This window comes from Streptomyces sp. NPDC046557 (assembly GCF_040645975.1).
Classification (GTDB): Bacteria; Actinomycetota; Actinomycetes; order Streptomycetales; family Streptomycetaceae; genus Streptomyces.
In genome coordinates this window covers 1,797-5,102 of the sequence record NZ_JBEYZH010000044.1, presented here as the reverse complement: position 1 = coordinate 5,102, position 3,306 = coordinate 1,797, and the positions used below count along the sequence as shown (strand labels likewise).

General features: G+C 56.9%; 1 rRNA gene. It reads right to left on the bottom strand.

What is annotated here, in order from left to right:
• Positions 1–32: 32 nt before the first annotated feature.
• Positions 33–3,156 (bottom strand): 23S ribosomal RNA (locus tag ABZ934_RS32410).
• Positions 3,157–3,306: the final 150 nt, after the last annotated feature.

Here is a 3,306-nt window from a genome sequence, read left to right as displayed (position 1 = left end):
CTTCAGAACTAACACAGTGGACGCGAGCAACTGAGGACAAGCCCTCGGCCTATTAGTACCAGTCAGCTCCACCCGTTACCGGGCTTCCACATCTGGCCTATCAACCCAGTCGTCTACTGGGAGCCTTACCCTCTCAAGGAGGTGGGAATACTCATCTTGAAGCAGGCTTCCCGCTTAGATGCTTTCAGCGGTTATCCCTCCCGAACGTAGCCAACCAGCCATGCCCTTGGCAGGACAACTGGCACACCAGAGGTTCGTCCGTCCCGGTCCTCTCGTACTAGGGACAGCCCTTCTCAATATTCCTACGCGCACAGCGGATAGGGACCGAACTGTCTCACGACGTTCTAAACCCAGCTCGCGTACCGCTTTAATGGGCGAACAGCCCAACCCTTGGGACCGACTCCAGCCCCAGGATGCGACGAGCCGACATCGAGGTGCCAAACCATCCCGTCGATATGGACTCTTGGGGAAGATCAGCCTGTTATCCCCGGGGTACCTTTTATCCGTTGAGCGACGGCGCTTCCACAAGCCACCGCCGGATCACTAGTCCCGACTTTCGTCCCTGCTCGACCCGTCGGTCTCACAGTCAAGCTCCCTTGTGCACTTACACTCAACACCTGATTGCCAACCAGGCTGAGGGAACCTTTGGGCGCCTCCGTTACCCTTTGGGAGGCAACCGCCCCAGTTAAACTACCCATCAGACACTGTCCCTGATCCGGATCACGGACCGAGGTTAGACATCCAGCACGACCAGAGTGGTATTTCAACGGCGACTCCACCATGACTGGCGTCACGGCTTCAAAGTCTCCCACCTATCCTACACAAGCCGAACCGAACACCAATATCAAACTGTAGTAAAGGTCCCGGGGTCTTTCCGTCCTGCTGCGCGAAACGAGCATCTTTACTCGTAGTGCAATTTCACCGGGCCTATGGTTGAGACAGTCGAGAAGTCGTTACGCCATTCGTGCAGGTCGGAACTTACCCGACAAGGAATTTCGCTACCTTAGGATGGTTATAGTTACCACCGCCGTTTACTGGCGCTTAAGTTCTCAGCTTCGCACGCCCGAAAGCGCACTAACCGGTCCCCTTAACGTTCCAGCACCGGGCAGGCGTCAGTCCGTATACATCGCCTTACGGCTTCGCACGGACCTGTGTTTTTAGTAAACAGTCGCTTCTCGCTGGTCTCTGCGGCCACCCCCAGCTCAGAGTGCAAGACTCATCACCGGTGATGGCCCCCCTTCTCCCGAAGTTACGGGGGCATTTTGCCGAGTTCCTTAACCATAGTTCACCCGAACGCCTCGGTATTCTCTACCTGACCACCTGAGTCGGTTTAGGGTACGGGCCGCCATGAAACTCGCTAGAGGCTTTTCTCGACAGCATAGGATCATCCACTTCACCACAATCGGCTCGGCATCAGGTCTCAGCCTTAACGAGGGACGGATTTGCCTACCCCTCGGCCTACACCCTTACCCCGGGACAACCACCGCCCGGGCTGGACTACCTTCCTGCGTCACCCCATCGCTTACCTACTACAAGTCTGGTCCGTCGGCTCCACCACTTTCCTTTCCCCGAAGGGTCCGGAACGGCTTCACGGACTTAGCATCGCCTGATTCGATATTGGGCGTTTCAAAGCGGGTACCGGAATATCAACCGGTTGTCCATCGACTACGCCTGTCGGCCTCGCCTTAGGTCCCGACTTACCCTGGGCAGATCAGCTTGACCCAGGAACCCTTAGTCAATCGGCGCACACGTTTCTCACGTGTGTATCGCTACTCATGCCTGCATTCTCACTCGTGAACCGTCCACAACTAGCTTCCGCTGCTGCTTCACCCGGCACACGACGCTCCCCTACCCATCACAACACCCGTTGGGGCTTATTGCTGCAATGACACGACTTCGGCGGTACGCTTGAGCCCCGCTACATTGTCGGCGCGGAATCACTTGACCAGTGAGCTATTACGCACTCTTTCAAGGGTGGCTGCTTCTAAGCCAACCTCCTGGTTGTCTCTGCGACTCCACATCCTTTCCCACTTAGCGTACGCTTGGGGGCCTTAGTCGATGCTCTGGGCTGTTTCCCTCTCGACCATGGAGCTTATCCCCCACAGTCTCACTGCCGTGCTCTCACTTACCGGCATTCGGAGTTTGGCTAAGGTCAGTAACCCGGTAGGGCCCATCGCCTATCCAGTGCTCTACCTCCGGCAAGAAACACACGACGCTGCACCTAAATGCATTTCGGGGAGAACCAGCTATCACGGAGTTTGATTGGCCTTTCACCCCTAACCACAGGTCATCCCCCAGGTTTTCAACCCTGGTGGGTTCGGTCCTCCACGAAGTCTTACCTCCGCTTCAACCTGCCCATGGCTAGATCACTCCGCTTCGGGTCTAGAGCGTGCAACTCAATCGCCCTATTCGGACTCGCTTTCGCTACGGCTTCCCCACACGGGTTAACCTCGCTACACACCGCTAACTCGCAGGCTCATTCTTCAAAAGGCACGCAGTCACGACCGTTGTTCCGAAGAACAACGGCGACGCTCCCACGGCTTGTAGGCACACGGTTTCAGGTACTATTTCACTCCGCTCCCGCGGTACTTTTCACCATTCCCTCACGGTACTATCCGCTATCGGTCACCAGGGAATATTTAGGCTTAGCGGGTGGTCCCGCCAGATTCACACGGGATTTCTCGGGCCCCGTGCTACTTGGGAGATTCTTAAGCAAGCCGCTGATGTTTCGTCTACGGGGGTCTTACCCTCTACGCCGGACCTTTCGCATGTCCTTCGACTACATCAACGGTTTCTGACTCGCCGACCGGCCGGCAGACCGATCAAAAGAATTCCCACAACCCCGCATGCGCAACCCCTGCCGGGTATCACACGCATACGGTTTGGCCTCATCCGGTTTCGCTCGCCACTACTCCCGGAATCACGGTTGTTTTCTCTTCCTGAGGGTACTGAGATGTTTCACTTCCCCTCGTTCCCTCCACACTGCCTATGTGTTCAGCAGTGGGTGACAGCCCATGACGACTGCCGGGTTTCCCCATTCGGACACCCCCGGATCAAAGCTCAGTTGGCAGCTCCCCGGGGCCTATCGCGGCCTCTCACGTCCTTCATCGGTTCCTGGTGCCAAGGCATCCACCGTGCGCCCTTAAAAACTTGGCCACAGATGCTCGCGTCCACTGTGTAGTTCTCAAGCAACGACCAGCCACCCATCACCCCACCAGACAAGCAGGCGAGTTCACTGGGGCCGGCATCGCAGAAGGACAGCCATACGGCCGTACCCTCAGACACCCAACAACGTGCCAAGCACGA